Source organism: Arthrobacter sp. 05N428_2 (assembly GCF_056397065.1).
Window position 1 is genome coordinate 32,935 of record NZ_JBFTMR010000001.1, and the last position, 21,286, is coordinate 54,220.

19 protein-coding genes and 1 pseudogene are annotated in these 21,286 nt (G+C 66.9%); 11 read left to right on the top strand and 9 right to left on the bottom strand.

What is annotated here, in order from left to right:
* Positions 1 to 58 precede the first annotated feature (58 nt).
* From AC1DGI_RS00175 to AC1DGI_RS00195, 5 genes and pseudogenes are all read left to right on the top strand, one after another.
* Positions 59 to 3,769 (top strand): nitrate reductase subunit alpha, encoded by a 3,711-nt coding sequence (locus AC1DGI_RS00175; RefSeq protein ID WP_476897311.1) that lies wholly within the window; start codon positions 59 to 61, stop codon positions 3,767 to 3,769.
* Positions 3,769 to 5,469 carry a nitrate reductase subunit beta gene (narH, locus tag AC1DGI_RS00180; RefSeq protein WP_476897312.1) on the top strand — a complete coding sequence of 567 codons (1,701 nt, stop codon included), beginning with the start codon at positions 3,769 to 3,771 and terminating at the stop codon, positions 5,467 to 5,469. Before AC1DGI_RS00175 ends, narH begins: the two co-directional genes overlap by 1 nt.
* Entirely contained in the window at positions 5,466 to 6,086 is a 621-nt protein-coding gene (narJ, locus tag AC1DGI_RS00185) for a nitrate reductase molybdenum cofactor assembly chaperone (RefSeq protein WP_476897313.1), read from the top strand. Before narH ends, narJ begins: the two co-directional genes overlap by 4 nt.
* A 2-nt stretch (positions 6,087 to 6,088) precedes the next feature.
* Positions 6,089 to 6,702: pseudogene (locus AC1DGI_RS00190) on the top strand (respiratory nitrate reductase subunit gamma).
* A gap of 89 nt (positions 6,703 to 6,791) precedes the next feature.
* Complete coding sequence (locus AC1DGI_RS00195; protein WP_441401932.1) at positions 6,792 to 7,970, top strand: MFS transporter; 1,179 nt, start codon at positions 6,792 to 6,794, stop codon at positions 7,968 to 7,970.
* A 65-nt stretch (positions 7,971 to 8,035) separates the two neighbouring features.
* Here the strand turns inward: AC1DGI_RS00195 and AC1DGI_RS00200 are convergent, their stop codons facing one another.
* Complete coding sequence (locus tag AC1DGI_RS00200; protein WP_476897314.1) at positions 8,036 to 9,346, bottom strand: DUF445 domain-containing protein; 1,311 nt, start codon at positions 9,344 to 9,346, stop codon at positions 8,036 to 8,038.
* A gap of 50 nt (positions 9,347 to 9,396) precedes the next feature.
* Between AC1DGI_RS00200 and AC1DGI_RS00205 the strand changes: the two genes are divergently transcribed.
* Together AC1DGI_RS00205 and AC1DGI_RS00210 are read left to right on the top strand one after the other, a co-directional pair.
* Positions 9,397 to 10,284 carry a glycerophosphodiester phosphodiesterase gene (locus tag AC1DGI_RS00205; protein ID WP_476897315.1) on the top strand — a complete coding sequence of 296 codons (888 nt, stop codon included), beginning with the start codon at positions 9,397 to 9,399 and terminating at the stop codon, positions 10,282 to 10,284.
* Positions 10,285 to 10,352: 68 nt separating this feature from the next.
* Positions 10,353 to 11,282 (top strand): LysR substrate-binding domain-containing protein, encoded by a 930-nt coding sequence (locus tag AC1DGI_RS00210; protein WP_476897316.1) that lies wholly within the window; start codon positions 10,353 to 10,355, stop codon positions 11,280 to 11,282.
* 25 nt (positions 11,283 to 11,307) lie between these two features.
* On the opposite strand, the gene AC1DGI_RS00215 is transcribed toward AC1DGI_RS00210, so the two are convergent.
* On the bottom strand, positions 11,308 to 12,663 hold the full coding sequence (locus AC1DGI_RS00215; RefSeq protein ID WP_476897317.1) for an MFS transporter: 1,356 nt from the start codon (positions 12,661 to 12,663) through the stop codon (positions 11,308 to 11,310).
* Complete coding sequence (locus tag AC1DGI_RS00220) at positions 12,660 to 13,736, bottom strand: MBL fold metallo-hydrolase (protein WP_476897318.1); 1,077 nt, start codon at positions 13,734 to 13,736, stop codon at positions 12,660 to 12,662. Before AC1DGI_RS00220 ends, AC1DGI_RS00215 begins: the two co-directional genes overlap by 4 nt.
* A 185-nt stretch (positions 13,737 to 13,921) precedes the next feature.
* Between AC1DGI_RS00220 and AC1DGI_RS00225 the strand changes: the two genes are divergently transcribed.
* From AC1DGI_RS00225 to AC1DGI_RS00235, 3 genes are all read left to right on the top strand, one after another.
* Positions 13,922 to 14,302, top strand: a complete 381-nt coding sequence (locus AC1DGI_RS00225) for a YidH family protein (RefSeq protein ID WP_441403226.1) — start codon at positions 13,922 to 13,924, stop codon at positions 14,300 to 14,302.
* Between the two features lie 20 nt (positions 14,303 to 14,322).
* Positions 14,323 to 14,634 carry a DUF202 domain-containing protein gene (locus AC1DGI_RS00230; RefSeq protein ID WP_441403225.1) on the top strand — a complete coding sequence of 104 codons (312 nt, stop codon included), beginning with the start codon at positions 14,323 to 14,325 and terminating at the stop codon, positions 14,632 to 14,634.
* 354 nt (positions 14,635 to 14,988) lie between these two features.
* Positions 14,989 to 15,768, top strand: coding sequence for a polysaccharide deacetylase family protein (locus tag AC1DGI_RS00235; protein ID WP_476897319.1), 780 nt, complete (start codon positions 14,989 to 14,991; stop codon positions 15,766 to 15,768).
* 72 nt (positions 15,769 to 15,840) lie between these two features.
* On the opposite strand, the gene AC1DGI_RS00240 is transcribed toward AC1DGI_RS00235, so the two are convergent.
* The 6 genes from AC1DGI_RS00240 to AC1DGI_RS00265 all read right to left on the bottom strand — a co-directional run bounded on the left by AC1DGI_RS00240 (position 15,841) and on the right by AC1DGI_RS00265 (position 20,838).
* Positions 15,841 to 17,040 (bottom strand): MFS transporter, encoded by a 1,200-nt coding sequence (locus AC1DGI_RS00240; protein WP_476897513.1) that lies wholly within the window; start codon positions 17,038 to 17,040, stop codon positions 15,841 to 15,843.
* 188 nt (positions 17,041 to 17,228) lie between these two features.
* Positions 17,229 to 18,638, bottom strand: coding sequence for an MBL fold metallo-hydrolase (locus tag AC1DGI_RS00245; RefSeq protein WP_476897320.1), 1,410 nt, complete (start codon positions 18,636 to 18,638; stop codon positions 17,229 to 17,231).
* Between the two features lie 121 nt (positions 18,639 to 18,759).
* Positions 18,760 to 19,056 carry a rhodanese-like domain-containing protein gene (locus tag AC1DGI_RS00250; RefSeq protein ID WP_476897321.1) on the bottom strand — a complete coding sequence of 99 codons (297 nt, stop codon included), beginning with the start codon at positions 19,054 to 19,056 and terminating at the stop codon, positions 18,760 to 18,762.
* A 30-nt stretch (positions 19,057 to 19,086) separates the two neighbouring features.
* Complete coding sequence (locus tag AC1DGI_RS00255; RefSeq protein WP_476897322.1) at positions 19,087 to 19,428, bottom strand: rhodanese-like domain-containing protein; 342 nt, start codon at positions 19,426 to 19,428, stop codon at positions 19,087 to 19,089.
* Positions 19,429 to 19,465: 37 nt separating this feature from the next.
* Positions 19,466 to 20,224, bottom strand: coding sequence for a sulfite exporter TauE/SafE family protein (locus tag AC1DGI_RS00260; RefSeq protein WP_476897323.1), 759 nt, complete (start codon positions 20,222 to 20,224; stop codon positions 19,466 to 19,468).
* The gene (locus tag AC1DGI_RS00265; protein ID WP_441401697.1) at positions 20,221 to 20,838 is read right to left on the bottom strand and encodes a rhodanese-like domain-containing protein; all 618 of its coding nucleotides are present in this window, start codon (positions 20,836 to 20,838) and stop codon (positions 20,221 to 20,223) included. Before AC1DGI_RS00265 ends, AC1DGI_RS00260 begins: the two co-directional genes overlap by 4 nt.
* A gap of 124 nt (positions 20,839 to 20,962) precedes the next feature.
* Between AC1DGI_RS00265 and AC1DGI_RS00270 the strand changes: the two genes are divergently transcribed.
* Positions 20,963 to 21,220 carry a metal-sensitive transcriptional regulator gene (locus tag AC1DGI_RS00270; RefSeq protein WP_144662938.1) on the top strand — a complete coding sequence of 86 codons (258 nt, stop codon included), beginning with the start codon at positions 20,963 to 20,965 and terminating at the stop codon, positions 21,218 to 21,220.
* The last annotated feature ends 66 nt before the right edge of the window (positions 21,221 to 21,286 follow it).

A 21,286-nucleotide genomic window follows, 5' to 3' on the forward strand; every position in this document is an offset into this window, starting at 1 on the left:
CGCTAGGGCAGGTCATACGGCCCTATCCGGGCCTGATGCAGGCCCATAACTTGAGGGGATGACTGCCGGAGGCTCTGCGGGGTTGGACGGACCCGCCTCGGATGCGATGTTGAAGCTGGGCCGATTCTTCACGAAATGGGACCAGACCGACGACGGAAGGGCGGTGTTCCGGGAAGGCGGACGCAAGGGCGACATCTTCTATCGGGACCGCTGGAGCCACGACAAGGTGGTCCGCTCCACGCACGGGGTGAATTGCACCGGGTCCTGCTCCTGGAAGGTGTACGTCAAGGACGGCATCATCACCTGGGAATCCCAGCAGACCGACTACCCCTCCGTAGGCCCGGACAGCCCGGAATACGAGCCGCGGGGCTGCCCCCGCGGCGCGGCCTTCTCCTGGTACACCTACTCGCCCACCCGGGTCAGGTTCCCGTACGCCCGCGGCGTGCTCGTGGAAATGTACCGGGAGGCCAAAGCCCGGCTGGGCGATCCGGTGCTGGCCTTCGCCGACGTCGTGGGCGACCCGGAGCGCCGCCGCCGCTACCAGCAGGCCCGCGGCAAGGGCGGCCTGGTCCGCGTCTCCTGGCAGGAGGCGATCGAGATCGCCGCCGCCGCGCACGTCAACACGATCAAGACCTACGGACCGGACCGCTGCGCCGGGTTCTCACCGATTCCGGCGATGTCGATGGTCTCGCACGCGGTAGGGACGCGTTTCATCCAGCTGATCGGCGGGGTGATGACGTCCTTCTACGACTGGTACGCGGACCTGCCCGTGGCCAGCCCGCAGGTCTTCGGCGACCAGACGGACGTCCCGGAATCCGGCGACTGGTGGGACGCGCGCTACCTGATGATGTGGGGCTCCAACGTCCCCGTGACCCGGACCCCGGATGCGCACTGGATGGCCGAGGTGCGGTACCGAGGCACCAAGGTGGTCACGGTCAGCCCGGACTACGCGGACAACACCAAGTTCGCCGACGAATGGCTCCCCGCCCAGGCGGGCACCGACGCCGCGCTCGCCATGGCGATGGGCCACGTCATGCTGAAGGAATTCTTCGTGGACCGCGAGGTCCCGTTCTTCACGGACTATGTGAAGCAGTACACGGACCTGCCGTTCATGGTCCGGCTGGAACGGCGCGACGACGGCGCCCTCACCCCGGGGAAGTTCCTCACCGCCCGGGACCTCCCGGCCGAGTCCCTGGCCGAGGACGCGGCCTTCCGCACCGTGCTGTACGACAAGGCGGCCCGCCGGCCCGCGGTCCCCAACGGCTCCATGGGGTTCCGGTACTCCGCCAGCGGCGAGGGCAAATGGAACCTGGACCTGGAAGGAATCGAACCGGCCCTGTCGCTCCGCGAGGTCTCCAAAAACAGCGCGGAAATCCTGCTTCCCTGCTTCGAGGACGCCGGCGGCGCCGGCAGCGTGCTGCGCCGCGGCGTGCCCGTCCTCGAGGTGGAAGGCCAACTGGTCACCACCGTGTTCGACCTGATGCTGGCCCAGTACGGCGTGGGCCGCGGCGGACTGCCGGGGGACTGGGCCGGCGGCTACGACGACGCGGCGACCCCCTACACCCCGGCGTGGCAGGAAGGGATCACCTCCGTCCCGGCGCAGGCCTGCATCCGGGTGGCCCGCGAGTTTGCCCGTAACGCCGAACAGTCCAAGGGCCGATCCATGATCATCATGGGCGCCGGCATCTGTCAGTGGTTCCACGGCGACGCCACCTACCGGGCCGTGCTGGCACTGGTGATGCTGACCGGCTGCATGGGCCGCAACGGCGGCGGCTGGGCGCACTACGTCGGCCAGGAAAAGACGCGGCCCGCCACCGGCTGGGTGTCCCTGGCGAACGCACTGGACTGGTCGCGGCCGCCGCGGACCATGATCGGCACCGGCTACTGGTACATGCACACGGACCAGTGGCGGCAGGACGGCTACTCGGCGGACGCGCTGAAGTCCCCGCTGTCCACCGGTGCCCTTGACGGCATGCACACCGCGGACGCGATGGCGCAGTCCGCGCGGCTCGGCTGGATGCCGTTCTACCCGCAGTTTGACCGCAATCCGCTGGACCTCGCGGATGAGGCGGAAGCCGCCGTCGCCGCCGGCACCGCATCCGACACACCGAGCTTCATCGCGGACGCCCTGAAGAACCGCACCCTGAACCCGGCGATCGAAGACGTGGACGCCCCGGAAAACTGGCCGCGGACCCTCGTGCTGTGGCGCTCCAACCTGTTCGGCTCCTCGGCCAAGGGCAACGAGTACTTCCTGCGGAACCTGCTGGGAACCCACAACAACGTGCTCGGCAAGGACCACGCCGAAGGCCTCAAGCCCCGGGACGTGAAATGGCACGAGCAGGCGCCCGAGGGGAAGCTGGACCTCCTGGTCTCCGCCGACTTCCGGATGACCTCCACCACGCTGCTCTCCGACGTGGTGTTCCCGGCAGCCACCTGGTACGAGAAGCACGACCTGTCCTCCACCGACATGCACCCCTTCGTGCACGCCTTCACCCCGGCGATCGACCCGCCGTGGGAAACGAAGACGGACTTCGACACCTTCCACCTGCTGGCCCAGGAGTTCTCCCGGCAGGCCAAGACCCACCTGGGCGTCCGCCGGGACCTGGTCAGCGTGCCGCTGCAGCACGACACGCCCGGCCAGCTCGCCCAGCCCGGCGGTGTTGTCCGGGACTGGCGGGACGCGGCCATTCCCGCTGTCCCCGGGCAGAACATGCCCATTTTCTCCGTCGTGGAGCGGGACTACACCGCCATCGCGGACAAGCTGGCCGCCGTCGGGCCGCTGGCCGACAAACTGGGCTTCACGGTCAAGAACGTCACCTACAAACTCGCCGGACCGCTGCAGCGGCTCAGCCGCTCCAACGGCGTGATGCTCGGCGGGGCGGCCGACGGCCGGCCGGCAATTGATACCGACGCGAAAATGGCGGAAGCCATCCTGGCCTTTTCCGGGACCACCAACGGCGCCCTGTCCGTGCAGGGCTTCAAGGATCTGGAGGTCCGCACCGGCCGGAAGCTGGCGGACCTCTCCGAGGGTTCCGAGGAAAAGTTCATCACGTTCGCCCAGACCCAGGCCGGCCCGGTGCCGGTGATCACCTCGCCGGAGTGGTCCGGCTCGGAGACCGGCGGCCGGCGCTACGCCCCGTTCACCATCAACATCGAACGGCTCAAGCCCTTCCACACCCTGACCGGGCGGATGCACTTTTTCCTGGACCACGACTGGATGATCGACATCGGCGAGGCCCTGCCGATCTACCGGCCGCCGCTGGACATGCACCGGCTCTTCGGCGAACCCAAACTCGGCCGGGACGGCGCCATGGAGGTGGTGGTCCGCTATCTGACGCCGCACTCCAAGTGGTCCATCCACTCCGAATACCAGGACAACCTGCTCATGCTCTCGCTGTCACGCGGCGGCCCGACCGTTTGGATGAGCCCGGCGGACGCGGCCGCCATCGAGGTCAAGGACAACGACTGGGTGGAGTGCGTCAACATCAACGGCGTCCTCGTGGCCCGGGCGATCGTCAGCCACCGGATGCCGGCCGGCGTGGTCTACGTCCACCACGCGCAGGAACGAACCATCGACGTGCCCAAGTCCGAGGCCACCGGACGGCGCGGCGGCATCCACAACTCCGTCACCCGGCTGCTGGTCAAACCCTCGCACCTGATCGGCGGTTACGCCCAGTTGGCCTACGCGTTCAACTACCTTGGCCCCACCGGAAACCAGCGCGACATGGTGGCCACCGTCCGCCGTCGTTCCCAGGAGGTGCAGTACTGATGCGTGTCATGGCTCAAATGGGCATGGTCATGAATCTGGACAAATGCATCGGCTGCCACACCTGTTCAGTGACCTGCAAGCAGGCCTGGACCAACCGTGCGGGCACCGAATACGTCTGGTTCAACAACGTCGAAACCCGTCCCGGGCAGGGGTACCCGCGCCGGTACGAGGACCAGGACAGGTGGCGCGGCGGCTGGGAGCTGAATAAGCGCGGCAAGCTGGTGCTCAAGGCCGGCGGCCGGGTCAAGAAGATGTTCGGGATTTTCGCCAGCCCGGTCCAGCCCGAACTCAAGGACTACTACGAGCCCTGGACCTACGACTATAAAACCCTCGTGGACGCGCCGTTGGGCGATGACTTCCCAGTGGCCCGGCCCAAGTCCCTGATCACCGGCGAGGACACCAAGATCACCTGGTCCGCGAACTGGGACGACGACCTGGGCGGCTCCACGGAGCACGGCCACCTGGACCCGGTCGTGGAAAAAATCCGGCGCGAATCCGAAGACAAGATCAAGTTCGCCTACGAGCAAACGTTCATGTTCTACCTGCCGCGGATCTGCGAGCACTGCCTGAACCCCTCCTGCATGGCCTCCTGCCCGTCCGGCGCGATCTACAAGCGGGTGGAGGACGGGATTGTGCTGGTGGACCAGGACCGGTGCCGCGGCTGGCGGCAATGCGTCACCGGCTGCCCATACAAGAAAATCTACTTCAACCACAAGACCGGCAAGGCCGAGAAATGCACCTTCTGCTACCCGCGGGTGGAGGTAGGGCTCCCGACGGTCTGCTCGGAGACCTGCGTGGGGCGGCTGCGCTACCTCGGGTTGTTCCTGTACGACGCCGACGCCGTCACCGCGGCGGCCGCGGTGACGGACCCGCAGGAGCTCTACGACGCCCAAATGGACGTCCTGCTGGATCCCAACGACCCCGCCGTGCAGGCGGATGCCCGGACCCAGGGGATCCCGGAGGACTGGATCGACGCCGCCCGGCGCTCGCCGGTCTATGCCCTGGCCAAGGTCTACAAGGTGGCGCTGCCGCTGCACCCCGAATACCGGACCATGCCGATGGTCTGGTACGTCCCGCCGCTCTCCCCTGTGGTGGACCTGCTGCGCGACCAGGGGCACGACGGCGAGGACGCCGGCAACCTGTTCGGTGCCATCGACGCGCTGCGCATCCCGGTGGAGTACCTCGCCGAACTCTTCACCGCCGGGGACACGGACCGCGTCACCGCCGTGCTGCGGAAACTCGCGGCCATGCGGTCCTTCATGCGCGGCATCAGCCTGGGCAACGATCCCGATGACTCGATCCCGGAAGCCGTGGGGATGGACAGCCAGACCATGTACGAGATGTACCGGCTGATGGCGATCGCCAAGTACGAGGAACGCTACGTGATTCCCAAGGCGCACGTGGAGCAGGCCCATGACTTGGAAGAGATGGGCTGCTCGCTGGACTTCGACGGCGGCCCGGGCATGCAGGACTCCTCCCCGTTCGGCGAGGCCAGCGGCCGGCCGGTCCCGGTGGCGGTGGAAACCTTCCACGCCCTCCGCGACCGGCAGACCACGGACGAGATGGGCTCCGGTTCCGGCCTCCATGGCCGGGTCAACCTGCTGAACTGGGACGGCCGCGGGGCGCCGCCCGGGCTCTTCCCGGGGCGGACCCCCGGTGGCGAACCGGGAACTCTCGCAGCGGCGGAGGACCAGCCGTGAGCCGGCGCGAGCAGGTGGTGTACATGGCGGCGGCCTGGTGCCTGTCCTACCCGGATGAGGATCTGCTGGATAAGGTCCCGCTCATGCGGGCCGCGCTGGCCGAGTTTCCCGGCGCGGGGGAGGCCTTCGCCGAGGTGCTGGAGGTGCTGGAATCCCGGCCGCTCATGGAAATCCAGGCACATTACGTGCGCGAGTTCGACCTCGGAAAGCGGCACGCCCTGCATCTTTCCTACTGGACCGACGGGGACACCCGGCGCCGCGGCGAAGTGTTGGGCAACTTCAAGCAGACCTACCGGCAAAGCGACATCCTGGTGGACACCCACGGCGAACTGCCGGACTACCTTCCGATGGTGCTCGAATACGCCGCACTGGTGGACCTCGCGGCCGGCCGCGGCCTGCTGGGCCGGTTCCGGGCAAGTCTGGAGATGCTCCGCTTCGGCCTGCTCCGGGACAAGCTCCCGCATGCCAGCATCCTGCAGGCCATCTGTGCCACACTGCCCGGGAAATCGCCCGCGGACGAGCAAGCGGTGATGCGGATGGCCGGCTACGGGCCGCCCACCGAGGCGGTGGGCCTGGACCCGTACGATCCGCGCCTGCTGCCCGTGAAGGGGGCCTGAGAATGCTGGCATTCGAAGCCGCGGCCGGGTCCGCCGTCGAACTCTCCGCCCTGGACATTGTGCTCTGGGGCGTGCTGCCCTACGTCATGGTCGTCGTGCTGGTGGGCGGCCTCATCTGGCGCTACAAATATGACCAGTTCGGCTGGACCACCCGGTCCTCTCAGCTCTACGAGTCCAGGCTGCTCCGGATCGCCTCGCCGCTGTTCCACTTCGGCCTGCTCGCCGTGATCGCCGGGCACTTCGGCTGTGGACCACCCTGGCGAGCGTTTTTGAGGGCGAGCACGGGCACAACTACCGCGAGACCGTGGCCCCGTGGTTCCGCTCGCTGTTTGTCTTCCAGCCTGATCTCGCGGCGATGGCGGCGGCCCCGTTCTCGTTCCACCTGCACACCCTGGTAGGCATGGCGCTGTTCGTCATCTGGCCGTTCACACGCCTGGTCCACGCCTTTACCGCGCCCTTCCACTACCTCTTCCGCCCCTACATCGTGTACCGCTCCCGGGACCGGGACCGGGACCGCAGCACGGCAGGCACCGCGGCGGCGCGGCCCTCCGGCACCGCCGCCCGCCGCGGCTGGTCCGCCGTCGGCACCCGCGACCGTGACACCCGCAACCGCTGACCGGAACCTGCTGACCTGAGTTGCCGAATCGAGAGGAGGCCCCGTTGGCCGGAGGAGTGCCCCAGCCCGCAGTCGCCGAGGGCGGCCGGATGCGCAACCTGGTGCTGGCCACCGCCGCCTCGGTGGCCGGGTTCTGGGCATGGAACTCGGTGGCCACCCTGGGGGCGTTCTATACGCAGAACCTGCACCTCAACGCTGCCACCACGGGCATCCTCGTCGCGATGCCGGTCTTCGTCGGCTCGCTGGGAAGGATCGTCGTCGGCGCCCTGACGGACAAGTACGGCGGCCGCGCGCTGTTCAGCTTCGTCCTGCTGGCTGCCATCGTCCCGATTCTGCTGGTGGCCGTCGGCGGCACCATCCGATCCTTCGCCCTGGTGCTGGGCGCCGGCCTGCTCCTAGGTGTTGCCGGAACGGTCTTCGCCGTCGGCATCCCCTTCGTCAGTGCCTGGTTCGAACCTTCACGGCGAGGCTTCGCCACCGGGGTCTTCGGCGCCGGGATGGGAGGCACCGCCCTCGCCGCCTTCCTGAACCCCCGCCTGGTCGCCTGGATCGGCTACTTCCCGACGCACCTGCTGATCGCCGGCGTCCTGGCCGTAATGGCCGCGCTGGTCTGGTTCCTGATGAAGGAAGCCCCGGGCTGGAGCCGCAACAATGCCCCGGTCCTGCCCAAGCTGCTCGACGCCGCGAAAGCGCCGGTGACCTGGAAGATGTGTTTCCTCTACGCCGTCGTCTTCGGCGGCTTCGTGTCCTTCGCGACCTACCTGCCCACCTACCTCCGGGACGTCTACAGCTTCGATCCCAGCGCCGCCGGCGCCCGCACGGCAGGCTTCGCCCTGGCCGCCGTGCTGGCCCGGCCGGTGGGCGGCGTCCTCGCGGACCGGTTCGGCCCTAAACCCGTGGTGGTGGTCTCGCTCGCCGGCGTCGCCGTGCTCGCTTGGGTGGTGAACCTCCAGCCCGACGGCGATGTGCCCGCCGGCCTGACGTTCGTCGCCATGGCGGCGGCACTGGGCCTGGGCACCGGCGGCGTCTTCGCCTGGGTCGGAGTGCTAGCGCCGCCCGGCAAGGTCGGCAGCATCAGCGGGGTGGTCAGCGCCGCCGGCGGCCTCGGCGGCTACTTCCCGCCACTGGTCATGGGCGCCACCTACGACGCCGCGACCCACAGCTACTCGATCGGGTTGCTGCTGCTTGTGGTCACTGCGCTAGTGGCGCTCGCCTACACGGTTTTCGCCCTGCGCGGCCGCGCCCGGGCCAAGGTCGCGACCGCCTAGACGTTCGCGCCGCCGGTTCTGGCGGCTTGTCAGCTTCGCCGCCGTATCCGCCAGCTCCATCCCGTCTAGCCGAAGACGAAGTGCGCCACGGTGAAAATGGCCAGGCCGGCCAGCGCTCCCACCACCGTGCCGTTGATCCGGATGAACTGCAGGTCCTTGCCCACCTGGAGCTCGATTTTCTGCGAGGTTTCCTCGGCGTCCCAGCGGGCCACCGTTTCGGTGATCACGCCGGCAATGTCTGAACGGTAGTTGTTGACGAGGTACCCCGCGGCGTCGCCGATCCAGGTGTTCACCTTTCCGGCCAACTCGGGGTCAACTACCAGACGGGTGCCGAAGTCGTGCACGGCAGCCTTAAAGCGCACCGTCAGCTCGCTGTGCGGATCGTCGACGGCGGCGAGCAGCGCGGCCTTGATCGTGCCCCACGTGCGGGAGGCGAGTTCGCGGACCTCCGGGTCGCCGAGCACCTGGGCCTTGACTCCTTCGGCGCGCGCGATCATGACCGGATCGTGCTGGAGGTCCTGGGCCAGTTCCTTGAGGTACTTGTCGATCGCCAGCCGCACCTGGTGCTGCGGATCCGACTGCACGGCCCGGGTGAACTTCAGGATCTCCACGTAGACCTTGTCGCCCACCAGCCCGTCCACGAAGGTGGGCACCCAGGTGGGGGAGCGGTCAGTGACCAGCCGGTTAACCGTTTCGTGGTTGTCCCGCACCCAGTCAACGGCGCGGTCCACGAGCAGATCCACGAGCGCGTGGTGGTGGCCGTCGTCGAACACACGCTCGGCGAGCCGCCCCACCGGAGGTCCCCACGGCGGGGTCAGCAGGTGCCTGCGGACCATCCCCTCGATGACCGCCTGGACGTCGTCGTCGTTCAATACCTTAAACGCGCCACGGATCACCGCGGCGCCCTCCTTGGCCACCCGCTCGGCGCCGCCGGGTCCGGACAGCCAGCTGCCGACTTTCCGGGCGAGGTCCACGCTGGCCAGTTTCTCCGTAACCACCTGTTCGGAGAGGAAATTGGTCTCCACAAATTCGCCCAGCGACGCACCGATCTGGTCCTTGCGCCGGGGGATGATCGCGGTGTGCGGGATTTTGAGGCCCATCGGGTACTTGAACAGGGCTGTCACGGCGAACCAGTCGGCAAGGGCGCCCACCATGCCGCCCTCCGCCGCGGCCCGCACGTACTCCAGCCACGGGTACTGCTTCTGCAGCGCGAAGGCGACGACGAAGATGACAGCCATGCCGATCAGCAGTGATACCGCCAGCAGCTTCATCTTCCGCAGCGCCGCGGCCTTGTCGGCATCCGCGGCGGAGAGCCGGTGTTCGCCGCCGGGCGCAGGGACGGCCGGACGGACGGGTTGCTCAGTGTTCACCTGCATGTGCCCAGCCTAGCCCGGCATCCGCAACGGACGTCCGCTAACGTGTCAGCATGACCACCGAGGAGTCCGCAGCCGCCCGTCCGCTCATCTACGCCCACCGCGGCTCCAGCGCGGCCTTCGCCGAGCACACCCGTGCCGCCTATCTCCAGGCGATCGCCGACGGCGTCGACGGCGTCGAGTGCGACGTCCACCTGACGCGGGACCAGCACGTGGTGCTGCTCCACGATGCCAACCTCGACCGCACCTCGGACGGCACCGGCCCGGTCGCGGACCGCACCCTGGACGAGCTGCGGCTGCTGGACTTCTGCTCCTGGAAGGGCACCCGGATTCCCGAGGAATTTGGCGCCCCGTCCGAGCAGTTCCTCACCCTCCCCGAACTATTGGACCTGCTGCGCATGGCAGGCCGCGAGATTGGGCTGGCGATCGAATTCAAGCATCCGAGCCCCTACCAGCTCAAGCTTGAGGACCGGGTCCTGGCGGTGCTCGGGGCTGAGGGCTGGAACCCTGCCACCTCGATGCTGGACAACATCCGGGTCTCCTTCATGAGCTTCAGCCCCGACTCGGTGAAGCACCTGCTGGAGTCCGTACCGGCGGCGGCGATCTGCCAGCTCGTCGACGATGTAAACGTCGACGAAATCCGGGAGGAACTGGGTCTGGGGATCCTCACCGGCGGCGCCGTCGCCAATGTCCTGAAGGCCGCTCAGAGCGAGGGGGAGCGGATCCTGGACGACGGCGAGGTGGGTCTGGCCGGGCCCGGTATCGACTACGTCCGCGGTCATGCGCGCACGGTCCGGCGCTGGCTGGATTCCGGCCGCCGCTTTCGGGTCTGGACGGTGGATTCGGCGGACGACGTCGCCCTCTGCCGCGAGCTGGGGATCCAGGAGATCACCACCAACCGCCCCGCCGAAGTTCTCTCTCAGGTCCTCGCCCCGCTCTAGACTCGAAGAGGCGCCTGCCGGTTGTTCTGCCGCCCCGCAGCGGCGGGTCCGTCCTCTACGCTGGGTAAGTGCTTGATTACACCCTTAAGCAGTTGCAGTATTTCGTCGCCGTCGCCGATCAAGGTTCGATTTCGGCCGCTGCTGCGGCCTCCCATATCTCGCAGGCCGCGATGTCGCAGGCCCTCACCGAGCTGGAGCGGATCGTGGGCTCCCAACTGGTGGTCCGTCACCGGGCGCGGGGCATCGTGTTGACTGCCGTAGGGTCGCACTTCCTGCGTGACGCCAAGGCCTTGGTCCGGCATGCCGAGGAGGTGCAGGGCAGGGTCATCGAGCGGCAAGACCGGCTCGTAGGCCCGCTGGTTATTGGTTGCTACAGCGGCCTTTCGGCCTTCTGGCTTCCTGAGATTGGCCATGGCTTTATGAAGCCCAACCCCGGCCTGGAGGTGACATTGATCGAAGGCGACGGCGGTGAACTGCAGGAACGCATGCTGGACGGCTATCTCGATGCCGTGTTGACGCACACCCGTCACCTGGTCCCGCGCGCGGGATGGACCACGGTGATGTCCGGGGTCCCTTATGTACTCGTGTCCCAGGGCCACTGGGCGGCCCAGCGAAAGACAATACGCCTTGCCGAGCTGGCCAACGACGACTTTGTCTCCCTGGATATCCCCTCGGTCCGGGACAACCAGCTGGCCAACTTGCGCGAGTCTGGTCTTGACCCGAAAATCGTGTGGAAGTCCAGCAGCCTGGAAGCGGTGCGGGGCATGGTGGCCAAGGGCCTCGGTTACACCGTCCTGGTTCAGCGGCCGCCCGTTGATCTGAGCTACGATGCCCTGCCGCTGGCCGTCCTGGAGATCGAGGACAGCGTGGGCCACAGTGATATCTGTGTGGCGTATATCGAATCCGACCGCCCTAGCCTGCGCCTGCGGGCCTTCATTGACTTCTGCATCGAGACCGGGGAGAAGAAGGAACGGGAGCCGGCCGGCCGCAAGGGCTGACCGACTCCCGTACTTCGGGGGAGGGCTAGATGTTCTCCGCGGTGAGGTCTTGGTCTCTGCCTTCCTTGACGGTCAGCAGGCACAGCCCCGCGAGGACGAAGGTCCCTGCCCAGACGGCGCCTGTCAGCCAGAGCGATCCGCCCGACGCAAGCACCAGTCCGCTGATGATCATCGGTGTGAACCCGGCGCCGAGGGTCGAGGAGAGCTGATAGACCAACGAGGCGCCGGTGTACCGGATGCGAGTGGGGAACAGCTCGGCGGAAAACGCGCCGAAGGGTCCGAAGATTGCGGCCTGGATGATGCCGTTGGCTACGAAGAGCGCAAGAGCGAACAGCCACAGCTCACCTAGTTCTAGCATCCACATGATGGGCAGCGCCATGACGGCGCCGACGATGATGCCGGCGAACATGACCGGCCGGCGGCCCAGCTTGTCAGAGTAGCGGGCAGCGAACCAGATGCCTACGACGGTCAGCGCTGCGCCAATTGCTTTGACGTTCAGGACCGCGGTGCGGTCCATGCCGGCGCTGTCGACCACGAAAGAGATGGCCCAGACCGTCATCAGACCTTGCACGGTATAGGAGCTCATGCCCACGATGGTGCCCTTGATGACGCTCACCGGGTACTTGGTGAGAACCTCCATGATGGGGATCTTCTTTTCCTCTGCATTGTTCTCCAGTGCGAGGAACAGCGGGGACTCGGAAACCTTGAGCCTGATGACGAGGCCAATGGCGATAAGGGCGATGCTGATGAGGAAGGGTATCCGCCAGCCCCAGCTGAGAAACTGATTGTTGGGCAGGACGGAAACCGCGGACACGGCGAGGGTGGCCAGTACCGCACCGGCTGGACCGCCCATGTTTGCGAAGCTGGCAGCGAAGCCACGGCGTTCCTTGGGCGCGTGTTCCAGCGCCATGAGCATGGCGCCGCCCCACTCGCCGCCAACGGCCAGGCCCTGCACCACGCGGAGCACGATCAGAGCCACCGGGGCGAGCATTCCCACCTGCGCCGTCGTGGGCAACAGCCCGATCAGGGTCGTCGCGATGCCCATCATGAGCATCGAGGTAATCAGAACGCCCTTGCGGCCCAGCTTGTCGCCGAAGTGGCCGAAGACGATGCCGCCGATCGGGCGCGCCAGGTAACCTACCGCCAGGGTGGCGAATGAGGCAAAGATGGCCACGGCGGGATCGAGGTTGGTGAAGAAGACCTTGTTGAACACCAACGAGGCGGCAGTGGCGTAGAGGATGAAGTCGTAGAACTCGATCGCGCTGCCGATGAAGGAGGACGCCAAGATACGCCGCATCTGCGGGGTATTGAAGCCCGTCTCCTTCAGGCTCTCCGGAGCCTGCAACTGGCCCGAGGCGGGTGTCTGTGTCGGTGTTTTCATAGGGAGGGCGCCATTTCCACTTCAGTGTAGGGGGCGTCATCGGCTTCTTTGTCGATGACGGTGGAGAAAGGAATCACGTCCAGGTCGTCGGGGACCAGGAAGGTGCCGGAGAATTCTTCGGCGTGGGAGAGCCATACGGATCTGGGAGTCGTGCCGGGAACCAGATGGTGGAGCGCCAGCCGTGCCGCTCCCGCTTTGCCAGCCAAGGCGATCGCATCCCGGGCCGAGGTGTGTGAGCGGCGGTGGTGGTCCATAGAGGCCTGGGCTTCTTCTGTTGCCACATTGCCGTAGGCGCGGGAAACCCAGTCGAAGTCGATCGCCTCGTGGAGCAGCAGATCCGTGCCGTGGGCGAGCCGGACCAGGTTCTCACAGGGTGCGGTATCCCCGGAAATAGTCACCGATCCTTCCGCGGTATCGAAGCGGAAGGCGAAGGCGGGGGCAACCGGGGGATGTTCCACCAACGTGGCCGTCACCGTCACCAGTTCATCCCGGTAGATTTCAAAGGGAACCATGTCTGCTGGCGTCGGGCTTGCATTCGGGTCATAACCGGTGCCGGCCGGAAGCTCGATGTCCGAAGCGGTGAAGCGGTCCAGCGGGGAGGGGCGCAGCGCGTCGATGACCCTGTCGTTCAGGTCGGCACCATAGGCCCGCATGAGGTGCTCAAACATCACCTTCGTGCCCGGCGTCGGCTGCTCCGGGAAGAGCGGCTTCGGCGGAACCACAGCGCGGGGCGATGCCGGCGGCAGGGCACCGCGGTCTCCGGGTCCAATAATTCTGATGGGTTCCTGGTCCGGGCGGAGGGTGAAGAGCCCGAAGATGGCCAGGCTGGCCAGATCGATGCAGTGGTCCGAGTGCAGATGGGTGAGGAAGATCCCGCGAAGATTGCCGACGGAGAAGCCGGCCTTCATCAGCTGGTTCCCGACGCCGCTTCCGGCATCCACCAGATACACGGCGTCCCCGACAACGACGGCGGTAGAAATGCCCGCACGCTTGCCCGCGTTGGCGCCAGTCCACCAGCGGGGGCCGCCGGCCGTTCCGAGGGTAACTACATGGGGGTTCAGGGTGGCTCTCACTGTGACCTTTCGCATTCGCCGCCGTCAACGTGACGGGGGTCTCAGGAAGCCACTCTGCCCGTATCGAAAAGATCTGTAAAACTGGTTAAAGCAGCCATGTTCACCGGGTTTGCCTATGACTGACCGGATTCGTCCGGTGCCTCGGGGCGGCATACCATGGGCAAAACCACACTGTCAGGAGTGAAATGACCGAACTGGATCAACGTCGCGGGTGGCTGGCGCGCCGGGTGCTGCCAGGGGGCGAGGAGCCGGACCCGCGGTTTACGCTCGCTAACGAGCGCACCTTCCTTGCCTGGGTACGGACGTCCCTGGCTTTCCTGGCTGGCGGGCTGGCGCTGGAAGCCTTCGCGATCGCAGCTTTCCCTGAGCCGTTGCGCAAAGTGCTGGCCGTACTCCTGGTGGCCATCGGAATGTTGATCAGTGCCGGCGCCGCGGTGCGCTGGGTTTCGATCGAGTCGAGCATGCGGCACGGAAAGCCCCTGCCCCTGCCCGTCATCGTCCCGCTCCTAGGCCTGGGCGGGGCCGCCACCGCAGCGGTGGTGATCGTGCTGATCACGGTCAACTGATGCCGGGACCGGCTGCCCCCATGCACCAGGATCCCGGGCTGCAGCCCGAACGCACGGTGCTCTCCTGGGGCCGGACCGCGCTGGCCCTCTTTGCCGCGGCGCTGGTTTTCCTCCGTTGGCTGCCGCATTACGGTCTCTGGATCCTCGTTCTGGTCGGCGTGGCAGGAAGCATCGCGGCCGGCATTTACACCACCCAGCGCGGCCGCTATTCCGCGCGTGTGCGGGGCATTGCGGCGGAAGGGTTCCATTCGGACGTGGCTGCCGTTTTCTGGACCAGCGGTTCTGTCCTGCTGCTGGGGACCCTGGGCATGGTCATCCTGCTCACGGGGTAACGCCCCGCAGCGGCTCGGGCGTCCTGAAGGGCCGCGCCGCAGTCCGGCCACCCAGGTCCGCCGGGCGTACGCGGCAGCCGGTGAAAACGAGTAAAAGACAAGTAGCCGGGCCGGCGTCAGGCCGCAAAGTCCGGTAAGCGACCACCCGTGACCTTTCCCGACTCCGCTTCTAGCATGGGAGTGGGCCTCTGTGTTCATAGTCCGCCGCGGGGCCGCCACCCTGGAGGAATGATGCGCTGGTTAAGTCGTGCTGTTCACAATTCAGACCAAGCCACGGCTCAGCCGAGGCATCCAGGCGGCGGAGGACCACACAAGAGCAAGTGGGGTTCCGCGGCCAGCATCCTGCTGCTCGCGATGGCATCCCTGTCGGGCATTGCGTTGCCCGCCCACGCTGCGCCCGCAACCATTGTGAGTCTCACCTTTGATGACGGCAATGCCAACCAGCTCGCCGCCGCCCAGGTGCTCAAGGCCCATGGACTGGCGGGAACGTTCTTCATTACGACCAGCTGGATCGGCACGGCCGGTTACCTGACGCAGGCGAATCTGCAGACGCTGGCCAGCGATGGAAATGAGATCGGCGGCCACACCGTCACCCACCCGGACCTGACCACCCTGACTCCCTCGGCCGCCGCCGCTGAGGTCTGCAACGGCAAAACCACCCTTGAAAACTGGGGCTTTACGGTCCGCAATTTTGCGTACCCCTTCGCGGCGGAGAACGCCGCCGTGCAGACTGCTGTCCGCAACTGCGGCTACGCCAGCGCCCGCGGCCTGGGTGACATCACCTCGCCCGCCAGCTGCGCGGGATGCCCCTTCGCGGAGGCCCTACCGCCGAGCAACCCCATGGTCACCAAGGCGCCGGACGAAGCCGACAGCACCTGGACCCTCAAGAACCTCCAGGACTTGGTGACCAACGCCGAAGCAACCGGCGGCTGGCTCCAGTTGACCTTCCACCACATCGCCGTCGGTACCGATCCGACCCTGACGGTCAGCCCCGCGCTGTTCGACAGCTTCGTCACCTGGCTCGCGGCGCGAACGGCCAATGGAACGACGTCGGTCCGTACCGTCGCCCAGGCCCTGGGGCAATCCGCGGTGCGGGCGCCCGCAGCTGTTCCCGCTGCATTGCTGTCACGGTGAGCAACCAGTCCCACCGGTGGCACAGGGCGGTTTGGACAACCCAATCATCCGTCCTGCTAAGTGCGTCCCCGGTCATTCCTGGCCGCGGTGGTCGCTGCTTCGCATGCGCACAGCAACGATGATGCCCGAGAGCCCAGTCAGGGCAGCGACGGCGGCGACCGCGGCGGGGATGCCGTAGGCGTCGGCGAGGACTCCGGAGAGCAGCGCGCCCACGGCGAACCCGCCGTCGCGCCACAGCCGGTAGACGCCCACGGACCTGGCCCGCCACTCGGGGTGGGCGACGTCGCCGATCGCTGCTAGCAGCGTGGGGTAGACCATGCCGGTGCCGGCGCCCAGCAGGACCACGGCGGCAAGCCAGGTTCCAAAGTCACTTCCGACGGCCACCATCACCAGAGCTGCCGCCTGGACGAACATGCCTCCGGCGATCAGTGGTTTGCGGCCGATCCGGTCCGACAGGGCACCGGTGACCAGTTGCCCGGCGCCCCACACTGCCGGGTAGACGGCGGCGAGGACGCCGATGCGTTCGATGCTGAGCCCTGCCCCGGCGAACAGGACCGGAAAGAGCCCCCAGGCGAGGCCGTCATTGAGGTTGTTCACCAGCCCGGCCTGGCTGACCGAGGACAAGGACCTGTCCCGGAAACTGGTCAGGGCGAAGACGGCACTGCTGCTCAGCCCGGCGTGGCTCCCGGCGTGGACCGGGACGTGCACAGCTGCCTCCGCCCGGGCGTGGTGGCGTGTCTCGCGGACGGACAGCACGGACAGGCCGAGTCCGACGGCGATGAAGGCCGCACCCAGCAGGAACGGACCCGGACGCAGCCCGTAGGTGGACGCGATGTAGCCGGTGGCCAGCGCGGTGCCCGCCACGCCGAGGTAACCGGCTGCTTCATTCAGCCCCATGGCCAGGCCCCGGCGTTCGGGGCCGACGAGGTCCATTTTCATCATCACAGTGGTGGACCAGGTCAGGCCCTGGCTGATGCCGAGCACCACGTTGGCTGCGACGATCCAACCCCAGGAAGGACCGAAGATCAAGAGCACGGGAACTGGAATGGCGATAAGCCAGCCGGCGACGAGTACCGGCTTGCGGCCGTAGCGGTCCGAGAGGGTTCCGGCGAAGTAGTTCGTGGCAGCCTTGGCCAGTCCGAACGCCACAATGTAGGTCAGGGCCGAGGAGTACCGGTCCAGGTGGAAGACTTTTTCGGCCAGCAGCGGCAGCACCATGCGCTCCTGGCCGAGCGTTCCCCCGACGAGGGCGTTGACGGCAACTAGGAGGATGAATTGCGCCAGGTTCTGGCGCAGGCCAAGCCTGATGGCATCCGTTGGACCGGGGCGCCGTGGTGAAGCGGTGGGGTCTGATCTCACGGATACACTCCAGCTGTCAGTACGGGACGCGGCAGGGCATTGGCGGCGGCCGGGTCTACCGTGCCGCCGCCACTGTCCGTCAGGGGACGTGCTGCTTTGGTTTAGTTACTTGATACGGATTCCTGGGCCTGCTGCCATGCGCTCCAGGCGGCGTAGCTGCCGTCCAGTTCGACGACGTCGTACCCGGCCCGACGCAGCGCACTGGCGGCCACGGAGTTCCGGACACCGCTCTGGCAATAAGTCACGATGGTGCCGTGCGCGGGCAGTTCGTCCAGGTGCCACATGACGCGGCCGCCACTGAGCTGGTGGGACCCGGGGACGTGCCCGGCGGTGTGCTCGGTCCGGTTGCGGACGTCCAGAACCATGGCCGCATCGAAACCGGCGAGGTCAGCCGGCTGGACGAGCCTGGGGGTGGAGACGGGCAGCCCTTCGATGCTGGTGACGTAGCCGGCGACATTGTCGATGCCGACCCGGACCAGGTGGTCCCACATGTCCTGGGCTTGATGCTGGTCGGCGGCCAGGAGCACCAGCGGGTTCTTGTCGGTTTCCGGGTTGACCACCCAGGCGCCGTAGCTGGCGACGGATTTGCCAGCCGGGACGTTCAGGGAGCGGGCAACGGTGCCTTGGTGGACTTCGCCGTTGGGGCGGGTGTCGATGAAGGTGACGTTGTCCTCGGCGAGGTCCTTCGCAACGCCGGCCTGGTCCAGTTCGGGCAGCGGGCTGCGCTCGCCCATGATGACGGGGCCTTCACGGTTTTCGCGCTTCATCCGGCCGAAGTAGGCGTGGGCGTCGGGCTGGCCGTCCAGGAGTTCGTCGATGAAGCCCTGCTCGTCGTTGGCGGCCAGGTATGGCCCCCACCAGGCGTAGAGGCGTTCGTAGCCGACCGTGGAAGACGGGATGGCGCCAAGGGCCTTGCCGCAGGCGCTGCCGGCGCCGTGGGCGGGGTGAACCTGGACATAGTCCGGGAGGGTCAGGAACTTTTCACGCAGGCTAACGAACAGTTGCTTCGCTCCGACGAACCGGGTGTCGATGCCCCCTGCTGCCTCGTCCAGGAGATCCGGCCGGCCCAGGTCGCCGGAGAAGACGAAGTCACCCGACAGCAGATAACCGGGCTGGTCGCTGAAGGCGCCGTCGGTGACCAGGAAGGACAGGTGTTCTGGGGTATGGCCCGGGGTATGAACCGCCTGGATGCTGACGTTGCCCAAGGTGATGGTGTCGCCGTCGTAGAGCCGTTCGCCGTCGAACCCGTACTGCCAGTCCGGGCCGCCCTCGCCGGAAACGTAGATCTTGGCGCCGGTCGCGGCGGCCAGTTCGCGGGTACCGGACAGATAATCGGCGTGAATGTGGGTCTCGGTGACGGCGACGATCTTCATGCCGTTCTTTTGGGCCAGTTCCTGGTACACCGCGATGTCGCGGCGGCCGTCAACCACTACTGCCTCACCCTTGGCCTGGCAGCCGATCAGGTAGCTGGCCTGGGCGAGGTCTTCGTCGTAAATGCGTTCGATAAGCATCTGGTGCTCTCCTTCACGAGGGATGTGCGGTGTTGTTCTTGCATTAATTCTAATACCCAGGGGGGTATGCAGCAATGCTGGGTTACCCCCGGACTTTGCGAGGCCGGAGCCAGCCGTCCGGTCAGGTGGTGGGGAGTCCCGCGTGGGTCCAGGCGGTCATGCCGCCGGTCATGGTATCGGCGGTGAAGCCGGCGCGGTTGAGGGCATCGGCGACGCGGGCGGAGCGGTTCCCGCTGCGGCAAACTGCAATTACCGGTGCGGCGGGGTCCAGCTCTGAAAGTCGGGCCTGCAGTTGGCCCATCGGGATGTGCAGCGCTCCGGGGATCATCCCTTCGGCAACTTCAAAGTCCTCCCGGACGTCCAGGATCAGGGCAGTGGAACGGCGCTGATCAGCTTCGTTGACGGTGATTTCAGCCATGGCTTCTCCTTCGAGCGGGTTTGGTTGTTATTAGCGGACGGGCTCGCCGGCCTGGCGCCAGGCGCCCATGCCGCCCCGCAGGGAATAGCTCTCATACCCTTGTGCGGCGAGGATTCTGGCGGCCGAGGCGGAGCGAACCCCTGATTGGCACATCGCGATCACGGGCCGGGTTTTGTAGATCCCGGGGGCGCCGGCCTGAAGTTTGTCGAGCGGGAAGTGCTTGGCTTGCGGTGCGTGGCCGGAGCGCCATTCCTGGGTGGACCGCACGTCGATCAAGGCGGCCCCTGCGGCCAGCATTTCCTTTGCTTCCGCGACTGTGACGGTCTTGTAGGGCTTGCCGAATGCTTTCTTCAGTGAGCTGATCAGGCCCATCGTGTTCTCCTTTGGTTTGTGGTTGGCGTTTCGCTTCTCAGGCGGTGACGGTGCTTGCCGTGACCCAGGCCGCGACGGCAAAGATGAGCATGGCGAAGGACACCCGGATGTGTTTGTCCTGCAGCCGGCGGGCCAGGCGGGCCGCAACGAGGGAACCAAGAATGGCGGGGACGGCAAACGCCAGGACGCTCGACCAGTCGATGGCGAATCCGGCGGAATGGGCTCCGAAGCCCGCAGCCGAATTGATCACAATGATGGCAAGGGATGAAGCGACGGCCTGTTTCATGCGCAGACCCAGGAACATGGTGAGGGCCGGGGTGATCAGGAAGCCCCCGCCCACTCCCAGCAGTCCGGTGAGGAAGCCCACCAGGAGCCCGACCCCCACGGCCTTGGGGGCGCAGGAGCGGAAGGCGCGGCCGGGGCCGGTGCTGCAGGAACCTTCCGCTTCCTTGCTGCGCATGAGCATGCGGACCCCCGCGGCCACCATGATGGCGGCGAAGGCGAGCATCAGGATGGTCGGATCCAGCAGCCGGCCCACTGCTGTGCCGCCCCACGCGGCGGGGATGCCCGCGGCGCCGACAATCAGGACGACCGGCCAGTTGATGCCTTGGCGCAGCCGGGGGATCAGCGCTGCCAGGGAGGAGAGCCCCACCACCAGAAGGGACGTGGGAATGGCCGCTGCGGGGCTCAGGCCCATGCCGTAGACCAGGGCCGGAACGGCGATGATCGAGCCGCCGCCACCGACTACACCGAGCACGGCCCCGACGAAGAGCCCCAGTGACAGGGCCGCGATCATGCTGCCGTGGTCCGCGTCGCGTCAGCCGTCGGAAGCTGCTGGATGGCGCTCTCGCGGGTGGGCTCCGTGGCCGCCTGGTTCCACGGCATCGCCGAGATCGCCTTGCCCATGGCACAGGTATTGGTGGCCGCAGAAAAGCTCAGCCCGGCTCCGATGGCGCCGGCGAGCATCCGTAGTTTTGGTGAGACGAACTTGCCGCCGGCCAGGCCGAGGACCACGAGGGACCCCGCGGCGAGGCGGACCTGGCGTTCCAGGTCCCAGCGGTTCTTGCCCTTGACGACGTGCCCGCCTGCTGCTGCGAATCCGGGCACTCCGCCGGTCAGGGCGTAGGCCGTAGCGATACCGGACTTGGCCAGGCGCTGGCGAGCCTGTTCGGCGCGGATTCCGGACTGGCAGACCAATACGACACGGCTGCCCAGGCGGGCAGCCAATTCATCGGAGTGCTCGGAGAGCAGCGGCAGCGGGATGTTGTAGGAGCCGCGAATGTGCAGGGACTCGAACTCAGCGGCGGAGCGTACATCGATCACCAGGAGGTCCTGATGCTCGGCGACCCAGCGGCGAAGGGTGTCAGGGGTGAGGGAGGTGATGGTCCCGTTAGGGGAAGGGGGCGTCATGGAGGCCTCTCGAAAGCGAGCGTTAGTGGATACCCCACCGAGTATTGCAGATACCCCGGCCGGTATCCAAAACACCCTGTGGGGTATATAGTTGGCAGCAAGACATCCACCCCTTTGGAGACTCATGCAACTCGACTCGACTGAACTGACCCCCGTGGTCAACCGCCTCAAGCGCGCCCAGGGGCAACTCGCTGCAGTCACCCGCATGCTGGAGGAAGGGAAGGACTGCAAGGACATCGTCACGCAGTTGGCGGCGGTCTCGAAGGCCTTGGACAGGGCCGGGTTCGCCATCATCGCCAGTGGCCTCGAGCAGTGCATCGTCCGCGAAGACACCACCATGGACAAGAAGGAGCTGGAAAAGCTCTTCCTCTCCCTCGCCTGACAAGCAAACGAGCCGTCCTCCACTGGGGCGGCGCCCCAGCGGGTGCCCCCTATGGGGCGGCGGCCG

Bases quoted from the DNA above. Each gene is read 5' to 3' on its own strand.
- AC1DGI_RS00200 (WP_476897314.1), bottom strand. From the start codon at position 9,346: ATGCAGGTGAACACTGAGCAACCCGTCCGTCCGGCCGTCCCTGCGCCC.
- AC1DGI_RS00260 (WP_476897323.1), bottom strand. From the start codon at position 20,224: ATGATCGCGGCCCTGTCACTGGGGCTCTTCGTCGGGGCCGTGCTCGGT.
- AC1DGI_RS00215 (WP_476897317.1), bottom strand. From the start codon at position 12,663: ATGAAAACACCGACACAGACACCCGCCTCGGGCCAGTTGCAGGCTCCG.
- AC1DGI_RS00235 (WP_476897319.1), top strand. From the start codon at position 14,989: ATGGCATCCCTGTCGGGCATTGCGTTGCCCGCCCACGCTGCGCCCGCA.
- AC1DGI_RS00250 (WP_476897321.1), bottom strand. From the start codon at position 19,056: ATGGCTGAAATCACCGTCAACGAAGCTGATCAGCGCCGTTCCACTGCC.
- AC1DGI_RS00195 (WP_441401932.1), top strand. From the start codon at position 6,792: ATGCGCAACCTGGTGCTGGCCACCGCCGCCTCGGTGGCCGGGTTCTGG.
- AC1DGI_RS00270 (WP_144662938.1), top strand. From the start codon at position 20,963: ATGCAACTCGACTCGACTGAACTGACCCCCGTGGTCAACCGCCTCAAG.
- AC1DGI_RS00205 (WP_476897315.1), top strand. From the start codon at position 9,397: ATGACCACCGAGGAGTCCGCAGCCGCCCGTCCGCTCATCTACGCCCAC.
- AC1DGI_RS00265 (WP_441401697.1), bottom strand. From the start codon at position 20,838: ATGACGCCCCCTTCCCCTAACGGGACCATCACCTCCCTCACCCCTGAC.
- AC1DGI_RS00175 (WP_476897311.1), top strand. From the start codon at position 59: ATGACTGCCGGAGGCTCTGCGGGGTTGGACGGACCCGCCTCGGATGCG.
- AC1DGI_RS00230 (WP_441403225.1), top strand. From the start codon at position 14,323: ATGCACCAGGATCCCGGGCTGCAGCCCGAACGCACGGTGCTCTCCTGG.
- AC1DGI_RS00225 (WP_441403226.1), top strand. From the start codon at position 13,922: ATGACCGAACTGGATCAACGTCGCGGGTGGCTGGCGCGCCGGGTGCTG.
- AC1DGI_RS00245 (WP_476897320.1), bottom strand. From the start codon at position 18,638: ATGCTTATCGAACGCATTTACGACGAAGACCTCGCCCAGGCCAGCTAC.
- narH (WP_476897312.1), top strand. From the start codon at position 3,769: ATGCGTGTCATGGCTCAAATGGGCATGGTCATGAATCTGGACAAATGC.
- AC1DGI_RS00255 (WP_476897322.1), bottom strand. From the start codon at position 19,428: ATGGGCCTGATCAGCTCACTGAAGAAAGCATTCGGCAAGCCCTACAAG.